At 68.5% G+C, this 20,748-nt stretch carries 17 protein-coding genes and 1 pseudogene; 9 read left to right on the top strand and 9 right to left on the bottom strand.

Annotation, left to right across the window (positions count from 1 at the left end):
• Positions 1-124: 124 nt before the first annotated feature.
• Positions 125-388 carry a hypothetical protein gene (locus tag WS92_RS37170; RefSeq protein WP_010676303.1) on the bottom strand — a complete coding sequence of 88 codons (264 nt, stop codon included), beginning with the start codon at positions 386-388 and terminating at the stop codon, positions 125-127.
• Here WS92_RS37170 and leuA point away from each other — a divergent pair.
• On the top strand, positions 282-1,922 hold the full coding sequence (gene leuA / locus WS92_RS13510) for a 2-isopropylmalate synthase (RefSeq protein ID WP_059932632.1): 1,641 nt from the start codon (positions 282-284) through the stop codon (positions 1,920-1,922). The two genes, WS92_RS37170 and leuA, sit on opposite strands and share 107 nt — an antisense overlap.
• 130 nt (positions 1,923-2,052) lie before the next feature.
• On the opposite strand, the gene WS92_RS13505 is transcribed toward leuA, so the two are convergent.
• Both WS92_RS13505 and WS92_RS13500 read right to left on the bottom strand, forming a co-directional pair.
• Complete coding sequence (locus WS92_RS13505) at positions 2,053-2,439, bottom strand: nuclear transport factor 2 family protein (RefSeq protein ID WP_010676302.1); 387 nt, start codon at positions 2,437-2,439, stop codon at positions 2,053-2,055.
• Positions 2,440-2,480: 41 nt separating this feature from the next.
• Positions 2,481-3,050 carry an acyloxyacyl hydrolase gene (locus WS92_RS13500; RefSeq protein WP_015601857.1) on the bottom strand — a complete coding sequence of 190 codons (570 nt, stop codon included), beginning with the start codon at positions 3,048-3,050 and terminating at the stop codon, positions 2,481-2,483.
• A 364-nt stretch (positions 3,051-3,414) separates the two neighbouring features.
• Here WS92_RS13500 and rpoH point away from each other — a divergent pair, with 364 nt between their 5' ends.
• The 5 genes from rpoH to cydX all read left to right on the top strand — a co-directional run bounded on the left by rpoH (position 3,415) and on the right by cydX (position 7,907).
• On the top strand, positions 3,415-4,350 hold the full coding sequence (gene rpoH, locus WS92_RS13495; protein ID WP_010676300.1) for an RNA polymerase sigma factor RpoH: 936 nt from the start codon (positions 3,415-3,417) through the stop codon (positions 4,348-4,350).
• 333 nt (positions 4,351-4,683) lie between these two features.
• Positions 4,684-4,968 carry a cytochrome oxidase putative small subunit CydP gene (cydP, locus tag WS92_RS13490; protein WP_006024467.1) on the top strand — a complete coding sequence of 95 codons (285 nt, stop codon included), beginning with the start codon at positions 4,684-4,686 and terminating at the stop codon, positions 4,966-4,968.
• Entirely contained in the window at positions 4,958-6,553 is a 1,596-nt protein-coding gene (locus tag WS92_RS13485) for a cytochrome ubiquinol oxidase subunit I (RefSeq protein ID WP_059932634.1), read from the top strand. The genes cydP and WS92_RS13485 overlap by 11 nt, the downstream gene beginning before the upstream one ends.
• A 37-nt stretch (positions 6,554-6,590) precedes the next feature.
• Complete coding sequence (gene cydB, locus WS92_RS13480; protein ID WP_059932636.1) at positions 6,591-7,727, top strand: cytochrome d ubiquinol oxidase subunit II; 1,137 nt, start codon at positions 6,591-6,593, stop codon at positions 7,725-7,727.
• Between the two features lie 81 nt (positions 7,728-7,808).
• Positions 7,809-7,907, top strand: coding sequence for a cytochrome bd-I oxidase subunit CydX (gene cydX / locus WS92_RS13475; RefSeq protein WP_004550904.1), 99 nt, complete (start codon positions 7,809-7,811; stop codon positions 7,905-7,907).
• A 221-nt stretch (positions 7,908-8,128) separates the two neighbouring features.
• Here the strand turns inward: cydX and WS92_RS32070 are convergent.
• Positions 8,129-8,698 (bottom strand): annotated as a pseudogene (locus WS92_RS32070) (oxidoreductase); the annotation flags it as partial.
• Here WS92_RS32070 and WS92_RS13470 point away from each other — a divergent pair.
• From WS92_RS13470 to WS92_RS13465, 3 genes are all read left to right on the top strand, one after another.
• The gene (locus WS92_RS13470; RefSeq protein WP_059932708.1) at positions 8,669-9,517 is read left to right on the top strand and encodes an AraC family transcriptional regulator; all 849 of its coding nucleotides are present in this window, start codon (positions 8,669-8,671) and stop codon (positions 9,515-9,517) included. The pseudogene WS92_RS32070 and the gene WS92_RS13470 overlap by 30 nt on opposite strands.
• A 463-nt stretch (positions 9,518-9,980) precedes the next feature.
• Complete coding sequence (locus WS92_RS32060) at positions 9,981-10,331, top strand: hypothetical protein (RefSeq protein ID WP_082743766.1); 351 nt, start codon at positions 9,981-9,983, stop codon at positions 10,329-10,331.
• Positions 10,332-10,544: 213 nt separating this feature from the next.
• The gene (locus tag WS92_RS13465; protein WP_059932638.1) at positions 10,545-13,064 is read left to right on the top strand and encodes a family 20 glycosylhydrolase; all 2,520 of its coding nucleotides are present in this window, start codon (positions 10,545-10,547) and stop codon (positions 13,062-13,064) included.
• A 187-nt stretch (positions 13,065-13,251) separates the two neighbouring features.
• Here the strand turns inward: WS92_RS13465 and nagE are convergent, their stop codons facing one another.
• The 5 genes from nagE to WS92_RS13440 all read right to left on the bottom strand — a co-directional run bounded on the left by nagE (position 13,252) and on the right by WS92_RS13440 (position 20,699).
• Positions 13,252-15,021 (bottom strand): N-acetylglucosamine-specific PTS transporter subunit IIBC, encoded by a 1,770-nt coding sequence (gene nagE, locus WS92_RS13460; protein ID WP_015602445.1) that lies wholly within the window; start codon positions 15,019-15,021, stop codon positions 13,252-13,254.
• A gap of 117 nt (positions 15,022-15,138) precedes the next feature.
• The gene (ptsP, locus tag WS92_RS13455) at positions 15,139-17,703 is read right to left on the bottom strand and encodes a phosphoenolpyruvate--protein phosphotransferase (RefSeq protein WP_059932640.1); all 2,565 of its coding nucleotides are present in this window, start codon (positions 17,701-17,703) and stop codon (positions 15,139-15,141) included.
• 57 nt (positions 17,704-17,760) lie between these two features.
• Positions 17,761-18,768 carry an SIS domain-containing protein gene (locus WS92_RS13450; RefSeq protein ID WP_059932642.1) on the bottom strand — a complete coding sequence of 336 codons (1,008 nt, stop codon included), beginning with the start codon at positions 18,766-18,768 and terminating at the stop codon, positions 17,761-17,763.
• Positions 18,761-19,864 (bottom strand): N-acetylglucosamine-6-phosphate deacetylase, encoded by a 1,104-nt coding sequence (nagA, locus tag WS92_RS13445; protein WP_006024454.1) that lies wholly within the window; start codon positions 19,862-19,864, stop codon positions 18,761-18,763. Before nagA ends, WS92_RS13450 begins: the two co-directional genes overlap by 8 nt.
• A gap of 100 nt (positions 19,865-19,964) precedes the next feature.
• A complete protein-coding gene (locus WS92_RS13440) occupies positions 19,965-20,699 on the bottom strand; it encodes a GntR family transcriptional regulator (protein WP_015602079.1) in 735 nt (244 codons plus the stop codon).
• Positions 20,700-20,748 lie beyond the last annotated feature (49 nt).

Here is a 20,748-nt window from a genome sequence, read left to right as displayed (position 1 = left end):
AATTACCTCCGGCCGCCTAGCGCGGCCGCTATCGCTACGACTAGCGTAAAGCTGTCGTGGCGCCGCGCCGTCCCGGCGCGGTCCCTCCCCTAGCAGTTCCTCGCAGTTTCTTTCTCGCAGTTTTTTACAACCCGTAGTCGTCAGCTTTCGTTCGTCGATCCGACGGGCGAACCGCGAAGATTCCGCGTCGTCGTGCCATCGGGCATGCACGTGCGCAGGCGGCGCCCACCGGCGCGTCATGCCGTCTGTCTTCGCTCGCGACTTGACCGCCCGAGGCAAAGATGAAGCGCAACCCCGCCGACAAATACCGACCGTTCGAACCCGTTCGCATCAACGGACGCCGATGGCCGAGCCGCACGATCGAGCATGCGCCGATCTGGATGAGCACCGATCTGCGCGACGGCAACCAGTCGCTGATCGAGCCGATGACGATCGGGCAAAAGCTCGAATTCTTCGAGATGCTCGTCGCGATCGGCTTCAAGGAAATCGAAGTCGGTTTTCCGTCGGCGTCGCAAACCGACTTCGATTTCGTGCGCAAGCTGATCGTCGAGCAGCGCGTTCCCGACGACGTGACGATCGAAGTGCTCGTGCAGTCGCGCGAAGACCTGATCGCGCGCACGTTCGACGCGCTCGAAGGCGCGCCGCGCGCGATCGTCCACCTGTACAACGCGATCTGCCCGTCGTTCCGGCGGATCGTGTTCGGGATGTCGAAGGACGACGTGAAGGCGCTCGCGGTCGACGGCGCGCGGATCATCAAGGCGCACACGCAGGCGCGCCCCGGCACGCACTGGACGTTCCAGTATTCGCCCGAGACGTTCAGCATGACCGAGCTGCCGTTCGCGCGCGAGGTCTGCGACGCGGTCGCGCAGACGTGGCGGCCGACGCGCGATCACAAGATGATCGTGAACCTGCCCGCCACCGTCGAGGCCGCGACGCCGAACGTGTTCGCCGACCAGATCGAATGGATGGACCGCAACCTCGGCTATCGCGACAGCATCGTGCTGTCCGTGCATCCGCACAACGATCGCGGCACCGCGGTCGCGGCGGCCGAGCTCGCGCTGCTCGCGGGCGCGGACCGCGTCGAAGGGTGCCTGTTCGGCAACGGCGAGCGCACGGGCAACGTCGATCTCGTCACGCTCGCGCTGAACCTGTACACGCAGGGGATCGATCCGGGCCTCGATTTCTCCGACATCGACGCGGTGCGCCGCGTCGTCGAGCGCTGCAACCAGATTCCCGTGCATCCGCGCCATCCTTACGCGGGCGATCTCGTGTTCACCGCGTTCTCCGGCTCGCATCAGGACGCGATCCGCAAGGGCCTCGCGCAGCAGCGCCCCGACGCGGTCTGGGACGTGCCCTACCTGCCGATCGATCCCGCCGACGTCGGCCGCAGCTACGACGGGGTGATCCGCGTGAACAGCCAGTCCGGCAAGGGCGGCGCGACGTACCTGCTCGAGCGCGGGATGGGCTTCTCGCCGCCGCGTCGCGTGCAGATCGAATTCAGCCACGCGGTGCAGGCGCTCGCCGACACGTCCGGCGAGGAAGTGACGGCCGACGCCATTTGCGCGCTCTTCGCGCGCGAATATCTGCAGACGATGGGCCCGGCCGCGCGCGCGGGCGCATCGGCGAGCTGGCATGATCGCGAGGTCGTGCTCGCGCAGGCCGACGACGCGCCGGGCGCGGCGCGGCAAGCCGCGGCCGCGTTCGCCTCGGCGGCGGGCGTCGCGATCGACGTCGTGTCGTGCGAGGTCGAGCGCACCGCGAACGGCGACGCCGTCGTGTTCGTCGGCGCGAAGGTCGGCGACGCCGCGCTGCGCCACGGCGCGGGCGTGCATCCCGATCCGGTCGCGGCCGCGACGGACGCGCTCGTGAGCGCGATCAACCGCTCGGCCTGGAGCCGCGACAAGCGGCGCGCCGCGGCCTGACGCGGCGAATTCGACGACAGACGAAAGGACACGTGCGCGGCGGCCAAGCGCCCCGACGAGGGGCCGGAAAAGCAGGCGGCCATCACGGGCGAAGGCGCGCTTCGCGCTCTGGGCCGCTTCACCCTGTAACCTAGCCGTCAGTCGCGCAACGCGTCGCCTGCCATGCGAGGAGGCGCCAGTGGCCGCTCTCCTGCGTCTGAACGGCGGTGTAGGCGATCGGGAACACGAGGCCGCCGTTGTTCGTCTCCATCTCGATCAGCGCGCGGCCCGCGACGACATACGTGGCGTCGCCGACGGGCAACACCTCCTGCGACTGGATCTCGATCTGCCGGTAGCGGCGGCGCCCCGCGGTGATCGCATCGATGAACTGCTGCTTGGTCTCGCGCTTGCCGTTGGTGTGCACGTAGCAAACCTTGTCGGACAACAGCGCGTCGAGCGCCTCGCCGTCGCCGTCGACCATCGCTCGAAACCGGTCGCGCTCGAGCGCGCGAATCGCATCGATCCCCTTCGCCACCATCGCCATACTCCTCGACTGCATGCACGCGTCCGGCGCGCCGATCAGAAGTTGTATTGCACGTAGAGCTGGCTGAAATTTATACCAGGATTCGGGTCTTTGATACCCGCGTTCGATACGTGCTGGAAACGAAGACCCGCCTGATACTGCTGACGATTGCCGAATTGCGCGCCAACGCCGACCATGTCGGCGAACTGGAACGACGTCGACATCGAGTAGTTCTGCGAAATCGTCGGATGCGACAGGAAGCGCACGCCTGCGCCCGCCTCGATGAACGGCCGCACGTAGCCTGCGCTCTTGATGAACCGGATCACGGGCGTCGCGCCGACTTCCCAGACGCTGTCGTTGATCGCGCGATCGCCCGTATAGCGCCAGTACGACAAGTGCCCTTCGGCGACGAACGCGAAATGCCAGCCACCGATTTCCCACCAGGTCCAGTTCGGATCCCAGACGACGGCGATGTCGCCCTTCTTCATGTCGTGATCGGCCACGCCGCCGCCGAGTTGCAGGCCCCAGCGCTGCGCAAACGCAGAGCCGCAAGCGCCGACGAGCGCCAAGACCAGCGCGGTCTGCGCAATGGCCCGCCCCACCCGACCGCCGTTCTTATCGTTCATCTCATACTCCAACTTCTCTGGTTGAATAGAGCCTCGGCACAATCGACATGCCGTGCTCGAGCGAACAGCATCTTATGGTAAAGGACTTTTCCGATCGGCATCGTCTGACGAAATGGTTTTCTTCCGAATTGACAAGAATCAGGAACCTTTACCCGAAATGCCCGTAAAACAAACACTTACGGAACCATCGCGGAAAATGGGGCGCCAGCAATGGCTATCGACATCCAAAAATCGATAGCAAAATGGGAACTCCGGTGCCCCTGTTCCTTCTAAGGATTAGCACTCCAGTAGACGGAGTGCTAAGATTCATCGAGGAATCGCCCCGGCAAAGGGGCTCGTCCCTGATTCCAAAGGAGTTTTCTACGTGAGCAACGCATTGACCCTTCCGAACACTCTGCGCCCGGCGTCCGCTAAGGCCGCATCGGCAGGCTCGCTGGCGCTCGCATCCTATTCGATGCTGCCCGGCCAGTTGGGCAACATCGACGCCTATATCCAGGCCGTGAACCGGGTTCCGCTGCTGACGGCAGAGGAAGAGCGCCAATACGCGACCGAATACCGCGAGCAAAACAATCTCGACGCCGCGCGCCAGCTCGTGCTGTCGCACCTGCGGCTCGTCGTGTCGGTCGCGCGCAACTATCTCGGCTACGGCCTGCCGCACGGCGACCTGATCCAGGAAGGCAACATCGGCCTGATGAAGGCGGTCAAGCGTTTCGATCCCGCTCAGAACGTGCGCCTCGTGTCGTACGCGATCCATTGGATCAAGGCCGAGATTCACGAGTACATCCTGCGCAACTGGCGCATGGTCAAGGTGGCGACGACGAAGGCGCAGCGCAAGCTGTTCTTCAACCTGCGCAGCCACAAGAAGGGCACGCAGGCGTTCACGCCGGAGGAAATCGACGGCCTCGCGCAGGAGCTGAACGTCAAGCGCGAGGAAGTGGCCGAGATGGAAACCCGCCTGTCGGGCGGCGACATCGCGCTCGAAGGCCAGATCGACGACGGCGAGGAATCGTACGCGCCGATCGCCTATCTCGCCGATTCGCACAACGAGCCGACCGCCGTGCTCGCCGCGCGGCAGCGCGACATGCTGCAGACGGACGGCATCGCGCGCGCGCTGGAATCGCTCGACGCGCGCAGCCGCCGGATCATCGAGGCGCGCTGGCTGAACGTCGACGACGACGGCTCGGGCGGCTCGACGCTGCACGATCTCGCGGCCGAGTTCGGCGTGTCGGCGGAGCGCATCCGCCAGATCGAGGCGAGCGCGATGAAAAAGATGCGCACGGCGCTCGCCGCGTACGCATAACGCCCGAACGTGCGGCCCGCCCGGGCCGCGCCGAAGCGAAACAGCCCGCTGTCGCAGGACAGCGGGCTTTTTTGTGCGCCGCGAAGCCGTGCGCGCTGCTTGCATGCTTGATCAACGTTATGAAAAATTTCATCCGACGCATCGCGAATCGCGCAAGCCTTGAGCAAGCGCAAGATTTCGCAATCGCTTCGCGACGGTGTGCCGCAGCGCGGCACTAAGGGTTTTCCGGGGCGCCTCCTACAATGGGGGGGACCGGCCAGCAAATGCTGCACGTGCACGAAGCACGTCGCGAGACCGGCCCAGTTTTGCGCTTATCGCTTCATCCCGGACATCATGGCTTTGACTTTCATCAACAAGAAGGCGTCGCCCGACGGCGCGCCGCCCGCCCGTCCGGCGGGCTGGCGCGGCCGGGTCGCCGCCTGGGCGCGCGGCCCCACTCTCGCGCGCGACATCTCGATCGTGCTGGCGTTCAAGCTCATCCTGCTCGTCGCGCTCAAGTACGCATTCTTCAACCATCCGCAGGCAGAGCACATGTCATTGCCGCCTGCCGTCGTCGCCGCGCAATTGCTGTCGGCAACGCCATCCGCACCCTCTGAGGGAGACCGCCATGATAAGTAGCGAAGTCGTCGATCTGTCGCGTCTGCAGTTCGGCATCACAGCGCTCTACCATTTCCTGTTCGTTCCGCTGACGCTCGGCATGTCCTGGCTGCTCGTCATCATGGAAGCCGTCTATGTGATGACGGGCAAGCAGGTCTACAAGGACATGACCCAGTTCTGGGGCAAGCTCTTCGGGATCAACTTCGCGATGGGCGTGACCACGGGGATCACGCTCGAATTCCAGTTCGGCACGAACTGGTCGTACTACTCGCACTACGTCGGCGACATCTTCGGCGTGCCGCTCGCCGTCGAAGGGCTGATGGCGTTCTTCCTCGAATCGACGTTCGTCGGCCTGTTCTTCTTCGGCTGGAACCGTCTGTCGAAGGTCCAGCACCTTGTCGTCACGTTCCTCGTCGCGCTCGGCTCGAACCTGTCCGCGCTGTGGATCCTCGTCGCGAACGGCTGGATGAACAATCCGGTCGGCGCCGAGTTCAACTACCAGACGATGCGCATGGAGCTCGCGAACCTGTTCGACGTGCTCTTCAACCCGGTCGCGCAGGTGAAGTTCGTGCACACGGTGTCGGCGGGCTACGTGACGGCCTCGATGTTCGTGCTCGGCGTGTCCGCGTGGTATCTGCTGAAAAAGCGCGACACCGACTTCGCGCTGCGCTCGTTCGCGGTTGCCGCGGGCTTCGGCCTCGCGTCGACGCTCTGCGTGATCGTGCTCGGCGACGAATCCGGCTACACGACGGGCGAAGTGCAGAAGATGAAGCTCGCCGCGATCGAATCCGAATGGGAAACGCAGCCCGCGCCCGCGTCGTTCACGCTGATCGGCCTGCCGAACCAGGAGGCGGAGCGCACCGATTACGCGATCAAGATCCCGTATGCGCTCGGCCTCATCGTGACGCGCTCGATCAGCGAGCCGGTGGTCGGCCTGCGCGATCTCGCGAAGCGCAGCGAAGAGCACATCCAGAGCGGGATGATCGCGTACGGCGCACTGCAGAAGCTGAAGGCGGGCGATACGAGCGCCGAGACGAAGGCGACGTTCGATCAGCACAAGCAGTATCTCGGCTACGGCCTGATGCTCAAGCAGTTCACGCAGAACGTGACCGACGCGACGCCGGATCAGATCAAGGCCGCGGCGAAGCAGACGATCCCGCCCGTCGCGCCCGTGTTCTTCTCGTTCCGGATCATGGTGTTCCTCGGCCTCCTGTTCCTCGCGACCTTCATCGCCGCGTTCTGGTTCTGCGCGCGCCGCCAGTTGCTGCAGGACAACCGCCGCTGGTTCCTGCGCTATGCGGTGTGGGCGATTCCGCTGCCGTGGCTCGCCGCCGAATTCGGCTGGGTCGTCGCCGAACTGGGCCGCCAGCCGTGGACGATCGCGGGCATTCTGCCGACGCATCTGTCCGCGTCGAGCCTCACGGCCACCGATCTGTACCTGAGCCTCGCGGGCTTCATCCTGTTCTACACGACGCTCTTCATCATCGAGATCACGCTGATGTTCAAGTACGCGCGGCTCGGCCCGTCGTCGCTGCACACCGGCCGCTATCACCACGAACAGGCCGGGCGGCCGCTCGAGAAGGCCGTCGCCGGCACGGTCGCGTGACGGCCCCGGCACCCTCGAATTCGCACAAGGAATCGCCATGGACTATGCAACTCTGAAAGTGATCTGGTGGCTGCTCGTCGGGATACTGCTCGTCGGCTTCGCGCTGACGGACGGCTTCGACATGGGCGTGGCCGCGCTCCTGCCGTTCCTCGGCAAGACCGACGACGAGCGCCGCATCATCGTCAACACGGTCGGCGCGACCTGGGAAGGCAACCAGGTCTGGCTCATCACCGCGGGCGGCGCGATGTTCGCCGCGTGGCCGCTCGTCTATGCGGCGTCGTTCTCGGGCTTCTACTTCGCGATGCTGCTCGTGCTGTTCGCGCTGTTCTTCCGGCCCGTCGGCTTCGACTACCGCAGCAAGCGCGACGATCCGCGCTGGCGCACGAGCTGGGACTGGGCGCTCTTCGCAGGCGGCTTCGTGCCCGCGCTCGTGTTCGGCGTCGCGTTCGGCAACCTGCTGCAAGGCGTGCCGTTTGCGTTCGACACCGACATGCGCGTCACCTATCACGGCAGCTTCTGGGCGCTGCTCAATCCGTTCGCGCTGCTCTGCGGGCTCGTGAGCCTGACGATGCTCGTCGCGCACGGCGCCGCGTTCGTCAAGATGAAAACCGACGGCACGATCGCAAAGCGCGCGTCGATCGCGCTGCGCGTGTCGTCGCTCGTCGCCGTGGTGCTGTTCGTGCTCGCGGGCGCGCTGATCGCTTCGTTCATCGACGGCTTCCAGATCACGCAGGCGGCCCCCGTCGATACCGTCGCGAATCCGCTCCTCAAGCAGGTTTCCGCGGCGCCGGGCGTCTGGCTCGTGAACTACGGCCTGTATCCGTGGATGATCACCGCGCCCGTCGTCGGCATCGCGGGCGGCGTGCTCGCGATGCTGCTCGCCGGCTCGAAGCGCGAGAAGACCGCATTCATCTGCACGGGCCTGATGATCACCGGCGTGATTCTGACGGCGGGCTTCTCGATGTTCCCGTTCATCATGCCGTCGTCGCTCGATCCGAAGAGCAGCCTGACGGTCTGGGATTCGACGTCGAGCCAGTTGACGCTCGAAGTGATGCTCGTCGCGGTGATCGTGTTCCTGCCGATCGTCCTGCTCTACACCGGCTGGGTGTATCGCGTGCTGCGCGGCAAGGTGACGCCGCGCGCGCTCGAGGAAAACCGGCACTCGATGTATTGATGTCCGGCCGGCCGCCGCGTGCGCCGCACCGCGAGGCCGGCCCTTTCGCACGATTTTCGCAAGTTTCGAAGGAGTCGGATCATGTGGTACTTCAGTTGGATTCTCGGCATCGGCGTCGCGCTCGCGTTCGGCATCATCAATGCGATGTGGCTCGAAGCGCGGCAGAAGCGCGACGCGTAGCGCCTGGCGCGTGGTGCGCCGAGAGCGGCTTGCGTCGTGTCGTGCCGTGTCGGGCGCGCGCGACGCGATGTGAAGTGGCGTGGCGGCGGATGGTGCGGGCAATCGCCGCGCGTTCGTTCCCGATACGGCCCCCGCCTTTCGCGGGGGTTTTTCTTTGATGCCTCGCGGATTTCCGCGGGATAGCCGTTTGCGATTCGCTTTCGATGCGGGCCGGAGAGGCTCGAGCGGCCGGCCCAGTCGGTGCGGAACGACCCCGGCGCCACGGCCGTCACGGCGATGCCGAAAGGCTGGACCTCCTTGCCCAAGGCTTCGGAAGGGCCTTCGAGCGCGAACTTGCTTGCGCAGTAATACGCGATTCCCGGCATGGTGATATGGCCGCCCATCGACGTGATGTTCAGAATGCGCCCACGCCAGCGGTCGCGCATGAAGGGCAATACGGCCTTCATCATCGCGGCCGCGCCGAAGACGTTTACGTCGAACTGTCGACGCATCTCCGACAAAGGCGATTCTTCCATGATGCCCTCGTGGCCATAGCCGGCATTGTTGACCAGCACGTCGATAGGTCCCACGTCCGCTTCGATCGCCGACACGACGCCGTCGATGGCGTCGAAGTCAGTCACATCGAGGACGCGTCCAAATGCGGCATGCGCGGACAGCGACGCGAAATCGCGCAATGCCTGCCCGCTTCTCACGGTACCGACCACCCTGTGGCCGACCGCCAGCGCTTCCTGCGCGAGCGCCCGGCCGAAGCCGCTGCTGACATGAGAAGCACGCGCGCAACCCCGCGCCATCCCGAGCTGTCGCCGCGAAGCCGGAAGCGCATGGTCTCTCTGCTGCTCAGCCTGGCGCCGGACGAGGGCTACAACTTGACGGCGCTGCCGAGCGTGCGCGTCCTGCGTTCGAACCGGGCGTTGTCGCGCACGCCGGTTCTGTACGATCCCGGGATCGTGATCGTCTGCCAGGGCCGCAAGCGCGGTTACTTCGGTGACCGGCTCTATCTGTACGACGAGCGCCACTATCTGGCATGCGCGCCGAAGCGCATGGAAGCGCCCCGCAGCATGACCTCCACGCCGATGGATGATGCGATGCAAACGTCGGTGTTGCGCTTTCTCGAAGCCATGCATCGGCCGCTCGAAGCCGCCGTGTTGGGCCAAGGGTTGCTGCGCGAACTGTACTTTCGCGTGCTGACCGGGGCCCAGGGCGGCTCGATGCGCGAGGCTCTGGCGATGCGAGGGCAGTTCGGCAGAATAGGCCGATCGCTACGCCTCATCCACGCCGCCTATGCGCAGCCGCTCGACGTGCCCCGGCTTGCTGAGGAAGCGGGGATGAGCATTCCGAGCTTTCACAGCCACTTCAAGGCGATCACGCAGGTCTCACCGATGCAATACGTGAAGTCGACGCGTCTGCATCAGGCTCGACTGCTGATGTTGCGTCACGACCTGACCGCCGAGGCGGCGGGCCACGCCGTGGGTTATACGAGCGCGTCCCAGTTCACGAGGGAGTTCAAGCGACTCTTTGGCCTGACACCCGCCGCGGAGGCGAAACGCATGCGCGAGAGCTTCGCCATTCCCGAGGCGTTCGACGGCGCGACGTATGTGTCGTCGCACTAAGTTTCGCGCGTCTCTTTCGTCGAGCGTGTCATCGGGCAACACGCTTGCGCTCGGCGCTCGGCGTTGGCCGTGCGCTTCGGCCAGCGACGATTTCGTCCCGGCTGGCGATCGCGCCGGCGCGATGCGTTCGCGCCCGGACACATCGCGCTCGGGCGGTCTTTCCGTAGCGCCGGCGCGCGTCGTTTTCGACCACGTCCTAGCTTCGGTCCCCTTCCTTGACGCGCCGCTCGCCGCGCGCGCATCCCGGCTTCGCCGACGCCGGGCGCGCTCGGCCGCCGCGTTCGCGCATTCGCATTCGACCTCACCGCGCGCCTCGCTCGCCACACGATTCAATCCAGCCCTTTTTGAACGATCAAATGCCAATTCGATTCCAGATTGATACCACTTGAACACCAATCGAAGGTTTCATAAGATCTTTCACACACGGCCGCTCAGCGGCCGCATCCACGTCGGTGGAGGAGACATGAAGGAACCCCATTGGGTCCGCTTGGTTCGTCCGGCCCGCGCGGCCGGGCTTGTCGCTTCTCGCCCGGCCGGCGCGCGGAGCTTGCAGCCGCGCCGGCCGGCCATGATCGGCGCAGGCCGTCCGTGGGCGGCCGGTTCCGCGAATCCCGCGCGCCACGTTGCGCGAGCCGCCGCTCGTGCCGACATGCATGCCGACATTCCGGCCACGGCCTGCGCCGACATTTCGGTCGACATTCCGGCCAGCGCGCCGGCCGATATCCGGTTCCACGCGCGGCGCACCGCCGCGCCCAAGGCGACCGGCGCCATCGCAAACGCCGTCTCCCCTTCCTCGTCCGCGCGGCGGCGCTGATGAATCCGTCCGCGCCCACGCGCACGCGCCGCCGCCCCGACCGGCACGATCGCCCGGAACCCGACCCGTGACGCGCGCTCCCGCGCGCGGCCCCGCTTCGCCCTCCCTTCCCGCGCGCGGCTCCCGAGCCTTCCCCGCAGCTTCCTTGAAAGACCCGATCGCAGCGACGTATTTCCCCGGCGTCGTATCGCCGTTTTTTGCCAAGGAACCCCCATGAACCGAATCTCGCATTCCCTGTGCGCCGCGTTATTGACCGCGACGGCGCTATTGCCGGCGGCCTCGCGCGCGCAACCGCCCGCGCGAGCCACGACCAGCGCGGCCGTGACCGCGACAGCCGCCTCCGCTCGCCCCGCGTCCGCGCCCGCCACGCCCGCCACGCCCGCCGAGCTCGCCGCCCTGCTCGCGAACGGCCTCGCGGTGCGCGTCGCCGTCGACAACAATCACGCGGCGTCCGCCGGCGTGCCGTGCGCCGATCTCGGCGCGGACTGGGCAAGCTGCGCGACGGGCCGCCTGATCCTGCAGAATCGCGGCCACCCGACCCTCACCGACGGCGGCTGGAAGCTCTATCTGCACAGCATCCGCCGGCTGCTCAGGATCGACCGCCCCGGCTTCACGCTGCGCCATCTGACGGGCGATCTGTACGAGCTGACGCCGCAGCCGGGCACGGTGCGGCTCGCGCAGGGCGAGCGGATCGAGTTGCCGTTCGTCGCCGAATACTGGCTGCGCCGCTACAGCGACGTGATCCCCCGCCCGTACGTGGTCGTCGACGGCGCGGCGCCCGCGGTGCTCCGCTACGACGATACCGACGACGAGCTGCGCTACGTCGAAACGCTGCCCGCCGACGCGCAGGACAACTCGCCCGGCAATGCGTCGCCCGCTGCCGCGCAGCCGGTCGCGAACCGCGCGCTGCCGAGCGTGAAGCGGCAGCGCACGCTGTCCGGCGCGCTCGATCTGCGCGGCGTCGAGCTGACGCTGCCGGAGTTGCCTTCCGCGCAGGTCGCCGCGCTGCGCGACCGCGCGGGCACGCTCGGCCTCGACGGCGCGCGCGTGCCCGTGTGGGGCGCCGTCGCGCCGCGCCGGCTGCCCGCCGACATCGCGGTGCCGGGCGGCTACCGGCTCGCGATTGGCCCGCGCGGCGCGTTCATCGAGGGTTACGATCGCGCGGGCCTCTACTACGGCGTGCAGACGCTGTTCTCGCTCGTGCCGGCGGGCGGCGCGACGGTGCTCGCGATGCTGATCGAAGACGCGCCGCGCTTCACGCACCGCGGGATGCACGTCGACCTCGCGCGCAACTTCAAGCCGCCCGCGACGCTACGCCGGCTGATCGACCAGATGAGCGCATACAAGCTCAACCGGCTGCATCTGCACCTGTCCGACGACGAGGGCTGGCGCATCGAGATTCCCGGCCTGCCGGAGCTGACCGACGTCGGCGCGCGCCGCTGCCACGATCCGGGCGAGACGCGCTGCCTGCTGCCGCAGCTCGGCTCCGGTCCGGACAACCGCTCGGGCGGCGGCTATCTGACGCGCGACGATTACGTCGCGCTGCTGCGCTACGCGGCCGAGCGCTTCGTCGAAGTGATCCCCGAGATCGACATGCCCGCGCACTCGCGCGCGGCCGTCGTGTCGATGGAGGCGCGCTATCGCCGCCTGCATGCGGCGGGGCGAGAGCAGGAGGCGAACGCGTACCGCCTGCTCGATCCGCAGGACACGTCGAACCTGCTGACCGTGCAGTTCTACGACCGGCGCAGCGATCTGAACCCGTGCATGCCGGGCGCGCTGAACTTCGCGTCGAAGGTGATCCGCGAGATCGCGTCGATGCACGCGGACGCGCAAGCGCCGCTGCGGATCTGGCACTTCGGCGGCGACGAGGCGAAGAACATCCTGCTCGGCGCGGGCTTCCAGCCGCTCGACGGCGCCGATCCCGGCAAGGGCCGCGTCGATCTTGCCGCGCAGGACAAGCCGTGGGCGCGCTCGCCCGCCTGTACGGCGCTGCTTCGGCGCGGCGAGATCAAATCGATCGACGAGCTGCCGACGCGCTTCGCGAAGCAGGTCAGCGCCGTCGTCAACGCGAACGGAATCGGCACGATGGCCGCATGGCAGGACGGCATCAAGCACGCGAGCGGGCCGCAGGATTTCAGCACGCGCAGCGTGATGGTGTCGCTGTGGGACACGATCTTCTGGGGCGCGTCCGACAGCGCGCGCGATCTGAGCGCGAAGGGCTACCGGACCGTGCTCGCGCTGCCCGACTACCTGTACTTCGATTTTCCGTACACGCGCAATCCGCGCGAGCGCGGCTACTACTGGGGCTCGCAGGCGACGGACGAGTACAAGGTGTTCTCGCTCGCGCCGGAGAACCTGCCGCAGAACGCCGAGGTATTCGGCGATCGCGACGGCAACCCGTTCGAGGTGACGAGCGCGGGCGCGGCGCCGAGCATCGAGGGCATCCAGGGGCAGGCGTGGGGCGAGGTGATGCGCAACGGGCCACTGCTCGAATACATGGTGTATCCGCGCCTGCTCGCGCTCGCCGAACGCGCGTGGCACAAGGCCGACTGGGAACTGCCCTACGCGGCCGGCGTGCGCTACAGGCTCGGCGACACGCATCACGTCGACACGGCCGCGCTCGAGCGCGACTGGGCGGGCTTCGCGACGCTGCTCAAGCAGCGCGAGCTGCCGAAGCTCGAGCGCGCGGGCATCGGCTATCGCAAGCCGACGTTCACGCTGACGGGCGAATGACGGGCGGCCGGGCGATGCGCCGCGTGCGCGTCGCCCGGCTCGTCGTTCGTCGCTCGTCGCGCAAAGACAACTCGCGCCAACCACCCCACACCGAAGAAAAAACGGCTCGCGAATATCGCAAGCCGTTTGCCGCATTGCCCGATCGAAGCCGAACCCGCATCGCGGATTCGGCCGCCCCGCCGTCGCGTCAGGCGGGCTGCGCCGCCGCGCCGCCGTCCGACGAAGGCAGACGCGCCGCGAGCTGCTGCGCATAGCGCGGCGCCGACGGGCCGCAGACGATGTGGAACGTGTCGCTCGCGACCCACGCGACGTCGAGCGTCGCGAGGCGCTGGCGATCGACCGCCGACGGATCGCGCACGACGACGCGCAGGCGCGTCGCCGCGACCGCATCGAGCGACGCCACGTTCGTCGCACCGCCGAACACCGCGAGCCAGCGCGTCGGTTCCGGATCGAGCGGGCCCGCCTGCGCGCCCGCCGCCGTTGCCGCAGCGGCCGGCGCAGCCGTTGCAGTTGCCGTTGCCGGGAATGACGTCGCGCCGCTGCCGAGCGTCGAGCGGATCTCATCGGCGATGAGGTCCGCCTCCGGCCCGATGATCACCTGCACGCTGCTGCCGCCGCGCTTCAACACGCCGCGCGCGCCGATCGTGCGCAGATCCGCTTCGGACACCTTGTCCGGATCGACGACGGACAGCCGCAGCCGCGTCGTGCACGCATCGACGACCGACAGGTTCGCCGCGCCGCCGAGCGCCGCGATGTAGCGCTGCGCGCGCGGCACCGAAGCGCCCGCCGTCGGCGCGACGAAGCCGCCCGACGCGAACGACTGCGCCTGCGCGTCGGCGCCCGCCGGTTCGCGGCCCGGCGTCGCCATGTTGAACTTGCGGATGAAGAAGCGGAAGAGGCCGTAGTAGGCGACGCCATACGCGAGGCCGAGCGGGATGGCGATCCAGCCCTTCGTCGACAGCCCGTAGTTCAGCACGTAGTCGATCGCGCCCGCCGAGAACGTGAAGCCGAGCTTCACGCCGAGCAACTGGCAGATCGCGAGCGAGAGCCCCGTCAGCACCGCGTGGATCACGTAGAGCACGGGCGCGAGGAACATGAAGCTGAACTCGATCGGCTCGGTCACGCCCGTCAGGAACGACGTGAGCGCCATCGAGAACAGCAGGCCGCCGACGATCGCGCGGCGCTCCTTCGGCGCCTCGTGAAACATCGCGAGACACGCGGCCGGCAGGCCGAACATCATGATCGGGAAGAAGCCCGCCATGAAGCCGCCCGCGGCCGGATCGCCCGCGAAGAAGCGATGCAGGTCGCCCGTCACCGCCGCGCCGCCCGACGCCGGCGTGAACGTGCCGAACACGAACCAGACGAGCGAATTGATGATGTGGTGCAAGCCCGTGACGAGCAGCAGGCGGTTCAGGAACCCGTAGACGAACGTACCGATCGCGCCTGCCGTCAGCAGCCACTGGCCGACCGCGTCGATCGCGTGCTGGACCGGCTGCCATGCGTAGCCGAACACGACCCCGAGCACGACGCACGCGAGCCCCGTGATGATCGGCACGAAGCGCTTGCCGCCGAAGAACGCGAGGTAGTCGGGCAGCTTGATGTCCTTGTAGCGGTTGTACAGGAGCCCCGCGACGACGCCCGCGATGATCCCGGACAGCACGCCCATGTTCAGCTTCGGATCGATATCCTTCATGATCGCGACTTCGATCAGGTAGCCGATCGCGCCCGCGAGCGCCGCGACGCCGTTGTTGTCCTTCGCGAAGCCCACCGCGACGCCAATCGCGAACAGCAGCGGCAGGTTGTCGAAGATCGCGCCGCCCGCGTCGGCGATCATCTTGATGTTGAGCACGTCCTGCTGCCCGAGGCGCAGCAGGATGCCCGCCACCGGCAGCACCGCGATCGGCAGCATCAGCGCCCTGCCGAGGCTCTGTATTTTCAGAAACGGATTCCCGTCCATTCGATCCTCCAATCCTTTATCGTGTCTCGTCGTTGAATAGTTGATCAGGTCTCTTCGATTGAAACGTGCTTGCAACGTGCTTGAAACGCGCGCGATTCGCCGGACGACGGACGTGCGTCATTCCGCCGGCCAGATCTCGCGGCTTGCTGCCCTCACCGCCTGCGCCGATTCGAGCGCGAGCAGGTCTTGCGCGCGCTGGCGGCACAACTGGTAATCGAGATGGCGCACCTGCGCCTTGATGCCCGGCACCGACACCGGGTCCACCGACAATTCCGTCACGCCGAGGCCGACGAGCACCGGCACCGCGACCGGATCGCCGCCGAGCGCGCCGCACACGCCGACCCACTTGCCATGCTTGCCGGCGCCGCGCACGGTCGCGTCGACGAGCCGCAGCACGGCCGGATGCAGGCCGTCCGCCTGCGCGGCGAGATCCGCCTGGCAGCGGTCCATCGCGAGCGTGTATTGCGTAAGGTCGTTCGTGCCGATCGACAGGAAATCCGCGTGCTTCGCGAGTTGATCCGCGAGGAGCGCGGCCGACGGCACCTCGATCATCACGCCGACTTCGACGGGCTGCTCGCGGCCCATCGCGCGCGCGAAATCGTCGATGCGCTTCCTGATCCGCACGAGCTCTCCGACGTCCGTCACCATCGGCAGCAGGATTCGCACCGAGCCGTACGGCTTCACCGAAAGGAGGCCCTGCAACTGATCGTCGAGCAGATCGGGGCGCACCTGCGCGAGACGGATCCCGCGCAGGCCGAGCGCCGGGTTCGGCTCGGGCGGCAGCGTCAGGTAATCGACTTCCTTGTCCGCGCCGACGTCGAGCGTGCGGATGATCGCGGTGCGCCCTTGCAGCGCGTCGACGATCGATTGATAGCTCTGCTGATGCTCGGACGTCGTCGGCGCCGCCTGCCGGTGGATGAACATCAGCTCGGTGCGCAGCAGGCCGACCGCGTCGGCGCCGTTGTCGACCGCGACGCGCGCGTCGTCGAGCGTCGCGATGTTCGCGGCGACCTCGATCCTGTGGCCGTCGCGCGTCACCGCCGCTTCGCCCGACATCCGCCGGTTCGCCTCGCGCACGCCGGCAAGACGCTGCCGCTCGTGGCGCGCGCGCTCGACGTCGAGCGCGGTCGGCGCGTACTCGAGGCGGCCCGCGCTCGCGTCGACGACGACCTGCGTGCGCTGCGGAATCGCATACAACGCGTCGCCGACCGCGACGAGCGACGGGATGCCGAGCTGGCGCGCGATGATCGCCGCATGCGAGGTCGCGCCGCCGCGCGCCATCACGAGCGCCGTCACGCGCTCGCGATCGAGCGACGCAAGATCGGACGGCGTGAACTCCTCCGCCGCGAGCACCGCCTCGGCCGGCAACTCGCGCGCGGTCGCGCTCGCGTAGCCGAGCGCGCGCAGCACGCGCTTGTCGATGTCGCGCAAATCGGCCGCGCGCTCGGCGAGGAGCGCGTCGTCGACGTCGGCGAGCACGGCCGTCTGCGCGCGGATCGTCTCGCGCCACGCGTAGCCCGCGCTCTTGCCGAGGCTGATCAGGTCGCGCGCGGCGTCGACGAGCGCCGGGTCCTCGAGCAGCACGCGGTGCACGGCGAAGATGCCGGCTTCGCCGATCGCGCCGCGCTTCGACGCTTCGCGCACCGTCGTCTCGAGCTGCGCGTCGACTTCGGCGAGCGCGCGGTCGAGCAGCCGGCTCTCGGCCGCGGGCGTGCCGCTCGCGAGCTCGGGCGGCGCGATGTCCGCGTCGTCCCAGCGCACGAGCGCGCCGAGCGCGATGCCGGGCGCCGCGCACACGCCCGCGAGCGTGTTCGGATCGAGCGGCGCGTGGCCGCCGCTCGCGATGACGGGGGCGGGCGACACGACGCGCGCCGGCTTCTCCTCGGCTTCGCCGTGCGCTTCGCGCAGCAGCTCGTGCGCGACGAGCTCGACCGCCTTCGCCGCGTCGCGGCCCGTGGCGACGAGCTCGATCGTCGCGTGCTCGCCTGCGCCGAGGCCAAGCAGCCCGACGACGCTCTGCAGCGCCGCCTTGCGCCCTTCGAAATGCACGTCGACGTGCGCGTCGAGCCCGCGCGCCGCTTCGCGCGCGCGCGCGGCCGGCCGCGCGTGCAGGCCGCCCGGCTGCGTGAGCGTGACCGACTTGCGCGCTTCGGCGGGGGGGCCTGCGGAGCCTGCCGCCGAACCCGCGCTTGCCGCCGCGCCGCGCGCGCGCAGCGTGAGCAGCGGCGTCTCGCCCGCCTTCGCGACGCCCGCGCCCGCGCGCCCGACGACTTCGAACGCATCCGAATTCGCGATCGCGATCACCGATACGAGGCTGTGCGCGGCGCGCGCGATCGCGTCCTGATCGAACTCGATCAGCAGATCGCCCGCCGAAACGCGCGCGCCTTCGGCGATCTTCGCCGAGAAGCCGAGCCCGTTCAGCTCGACCGTGTCGATGCCGATGTGCAGCAGGATCTCCGCGCCGCCGTCGGCCGCGACCGTCACCGCGTGGCCCGTGCGCGCGACGTGCGACACGACGCCCGCGCACGGCGCGAGCAGCCGGCCCTCGAGCGGATCGATACCGATGCCGTCGCCGAACATGCCGCCCGAGAACACGGGGTCGGGCACGTCGGCGAGCGGCACGACGGGCCCCGTCAGCGGAGCGACCAGCACGATCTGGTCGTGGGATGCTTGTTGCTTCAACTGTGACTCCTCGGCACGTCTCATGGCTGTCTCGTCTCGTCGGTGATCGTCAGATCGTCAGTGTGTTTCGGTGACTTTGTGCAGATGGCGCGGCGCATCGGGATCGCGGCCGCGCGCGAGCGCGAGCCCGGCCGCCATCACGTAGAACGACAGGATCGCGGCGATCGGATCGAGCGCCGCATGCGCGGTGCGCGCGAGCGGCAGCGTCGCATCGGGCGTGCCCGCCGGCGCGGCGAGCAGCACGCGCGCGCCGCGCGCGCGCATGTCGCGCGCGAGCTGCAGCAGGCCCTCCTGTTCCGGCCCTGGCGGCGCGAACACGAGGAGCGGATAGTCGCGGTCGATCAGTTCCATCGGGCCGTGCCGCACTTCGGCGCTCGAGAACGCCTCGGCCTGGATGCCCGAGGTCTCCTTCAGCTTGAGCGCCGCCTCCTGCGCAATTGCGAGGCCGAGCCCGCGGCCGATCACGATCATCCGCTCGACGTCGCACAGCTCGTCGACGGCGCCCGACCAGTCGAGCCGGCCCGCCTCGTCGAGCGCGTCGGGCAGGCCGCGCAGCGCGGACACGAGCGCGGCGTCGCGCTGCCAGAACGCGACGAGCTGCGCGGCGAGCGACAGCATCGCGATATAGCTCTTCGTCGCGGCGACCGACAGCTCGGGGCCGGCGAGGAGCGGCAACGGGTGCTCGCACGCGTGCGCGAGCGGCGACGGCAGCACGTTGACGGCCGCCACCGTCAGCGCGCCCGCGTCGCGCAGCGCGGCCATCGTGTTGACGAGATCCGGGCTCTTGCCCGATTGCGAGAACGCGAGCGCGAGCTGGCCCCGCACTTTCAGTGGCGCCTGCTGCAGCGTCGCGACCGACATCGGCAGCGACGCGACGGGCACGCCGAGGCGGCTCATCGTCAGGCTCGCGAAGTAGCTCGCCGCGTGATCGGAGCTGCCGCGCGCGACGGTGAGCGCGACCTGCGGCGTGTGCGCCGCGAGGTGGAGCGCGAGCGTCTCGACGCGGCGCGTGTCCGCAAGCTGCGCGGCGACGACTCGCGCCGACTCGCGCGCCTCGTTAAGCATATTCGACAATCGATTCTCCTTCGACGAAGGTTGCGGCCAGATTCAGTTCGCGATCGAACACGACGACGTCGGCCCACGCGCCGCGCGCGATGCGGCCGCGATCGGCGAGCCCGAGGTAGTCGGCCGCGTAGCGCGACATCCGGTTCGACACGTCGGCGATCGGCAGGCCGAGCGACACGAGATTGCGCAGCGCCTGATCCATCGTCAGCGTGCTGCCGGCGAGCGTGCCGTCGGCAAGACGCACGCCGCCCAGGCACTTCGTCACGCGCTGGCTGCCGAGCCGGTATTCGCCGTCGGGCATGCCGGTGGCCGACGTGCTGTCGGTCACCACGTACAGGCGCGGAATCGCGCGCAGCGCCGCGCGGATCGCGCCCGGATGCACGTGCAGGAGGTCCGGGATGATCTCCGCGTATTCGGCGTGCGCGAGCGCCGCGCCGACGATGCCGGGATTGCGGTGATGCAGCGGCGACATCGCGTTGAACAGGTGCGTGAAGCCGCAGGCGCCGTGCTTGAGCGCGGCGACCGCGTCGTCGTACGTGCCGAGCGAATGGCCGAGCTGCACGCGCACGCCGCGCGCGGCCATCTCCGAGATGATCTCGACGTGCCCGGAAATCTCCGGCGCGAGCGTGACGACGCGGATCGGCGCGATCGACAGGTACTTCAGCACCTCGTCGAGCACCGCGGACACCGCCGCGTCCGGCTGCGCGCCGAGCTTGCCGGGATTGATGTACGGGCCTTCGAGATGCACGCCGAGCACGCGCGAGCCGCCCGGCGTGCGCGTGCGCGCGACGTCGCCCAGGTTCGCGACGACGCGCATCAGCTCGTCGCGCGGCGCGGTCATCGTCGTCGCGAGCAGGCTCGTCGTGCCGTAGCGCGCATGCGTGCGCGCGATCGTCTCGATCGCGTCGCCGCCTTCCATCACGTCCGCGCCGCCCGCGCCGTGCACGTGCAGGTCGATGAAGCCGGGCAGGATGTAGGGCGCATCGTTCTTCGACGGGTCCGTCGCGTCGCCCGACAGCGCCGTGATCCGGCCGTTCTCGAATTCGAGCGTGCCGTGAATCCAGCCTTCGGCGGTCAGTATGTTTCCGGTCAGCATGACGTTCTCTGATATCTGGTGATGCGTATGGGGTCGGTACCGCTTGCTGCTTGCGAGAGGGCTTGCCAGTCGTCCGGGCTGCCGCGGACAGTCTGTCGTGTCAGCGTTTCAGCTCGGCGACGAAATCGTAGTAATCGTCGCGGCAATAGGTTTCGGTCGCTTCGATCGCCCGCCGATCGGCGCCGTAACCGATCCGCGTGATGACGAGGAGCGCCGCGCCCGGCACGAGGCCGAGCCACTGTGCGACGTCGGCCGCCGCATTCACCGCGCGAAAGCGCTGCGACGCGCGCACCACGTCGAGACCGCGCGACCGCAGGTAGCCGTACAGCGACCCTTCGAGCGCCTGCGGCTCGGGCACGCAGGTCGCGGGCAGCGTCGAGCGCTCGTACGCCATCACGACGCCGTCCGCGCGCCGCAGCCGCTCGAGGCGCGCGACCGTCGCGCCGGGCGACAGGCTGAAGCGCGCGAGCTCGTCGCGGCTCGCGGCGCGCAGGCTGCGCGCGAGCCACACCGAATCGGGCGCGAAGCCGCGCTGGCGCATCTTCGCGGTGAACCCGACGAGCCGCGACAGCGGATCCGCGACGCGCGGCGTGATGAAGCTGCCCGCGCCGCGCACGCGCCGGATGAGGCCCTGCTCGACGAGGAGCGCGAGCGCGCGGCGCGCGGTGATGCGCGACACGCCCGCCCCCGCCGACAAGCCGCGCTCGGACGGCAGCGCTTCGCCGGCGCGCCAGGCGCCGCCGTGAATCGCGCCCGCGAGATTGCGGGCGAGCTGCAGGTAGAGCGGGGTGTCGCTGCGGGCGTCGGGCGCCAGCGCCGACCAGCCGATGTCCATAGGTCTCCGGGTACGAAAACGGGAGGGCGTCGTCCGAAAAGCGAGGCCA

This window comes from Burkholderia sp. MSMB1588 (genome assembly GCF_001546925.1).
Classification (GTDB): Bacteria; Pseudomonadota; Gammaproteobacteria; order Burkholderiales; family Burkholderiaceae; genus Burkholderia; species Burkholderia humptydooensis.
This window is presented reverse-complemented; position numbering and strand designations above follow the sequence as displayed.